Raw genomic sequence first — 1,079 nt, forward strand, 5'->3', positions numbered from 1 at the left:
TTAAGCTCTTCAGCGCCGATTAAGCTCTTCAGCGCCGATGGTAGTTGGGGGTTTCCCCCTGTGAGAGTAGGACGCCGCCAAGCTTTTCAAAGGATCAGTTCCAGTCGGAACTGGTCTTTTTTGTGTTTCAATAAATGATATATCTATTTATATTGAAAATAGTGGTCTTTCACTACATTCTCAATAACTCATTCATTTCATCCCCTTCACTGGAATTCTAGACATTCTATAATATTCTTATCATCTAATCTCGTCGCTCGCTCATCTTGCTAAGAGTCAACATCGAACGAGTAAACATGTCTAAGAAGGATCTTCTCCTCTGGCAACCATATGTAGCGAACTGCGCTTGCTGCTAGATCATTGAAACCTACATAAGAGAGCAAAGGGCATCTTGGTTTGCTAATGAGAGAGGGGAGGAAGATTTGAGTTAAGCACCACAATGTTTGATGAGGCAAGGGAACATTGAGACGAATTTTTGGAAAATGACCAGGATCAATTTAATATAAAGCAAATTTACAAAATGGTTTCTCGGAAAAATAAAATAATAAAAAAATTCGTTTCTATATGCACGTTATCTGAGGATTTAAGGAATAAAACAAACATTTTTCAGCTTTAAAAGAGCTGTTTTTACATTGAAAAAGCGCTATTAATCCCCTTTTTAACAAAAAAACATAAAAAAATGAAAAAAAGACTTTTAAAATGAAGAGACAAGTGGTAAACTTCTTTAGGTGCCTTAACGAAAAGATGTGAAAAAATAGCTTTAAAATAAATTCAAAAATTATTTTAAAAAAGTCTTTACAAACAATATCTTATCGTTATATAATACTATTTGTCAGATCGAGAGACATTCGAAACGACATAATATGGAGGATTAGCTCAGCTGGGAGAGCATCTGCCTTACAAGCAGAGGGTCGGCGGTTCGAGCCCGTCATCCTCCACCATATTTATTCTTACATAATGTTAGGATAGATAAAGCCGGTGTAGCTCAACTGGTAGAGCAACTGACTTGTAATCAGTAGGTTGGGGGTTCAAGTCCTCTTGCCGGCACCACTTTCATATGGTAAGATAGACAAGTCCTT

Annotated in this window: 2 tRNA genes; both read left to right on the top strand. The window is 36.9% G+C overall.

Annotated elements, in window-relative coordinates:
* Positions 1-865: 865 nt before the first annotated feature.
* Positions 866-941, top strand: a tRNA-Val gene (locus ASG46_RS09635).
* A gap of 33 nt (positions 942-974) precedes the next feature.
* A tRNA-Thr gene (locus tag ASG46_RS09640) sits at positions 975-1,050 on the top strand.
* Positions 1,051-1,079: the final 29 nt, after the last annotated feature.

The organism is Bacillus sp. Leaf49 (assembly GCF_001426125.1).
Classification (GTDB): domain Bacteria; phylum Bacillota; class Bacilli; order Bacillales; family Bacillaceae; genus Bacillus; species Bacillus altitudinis.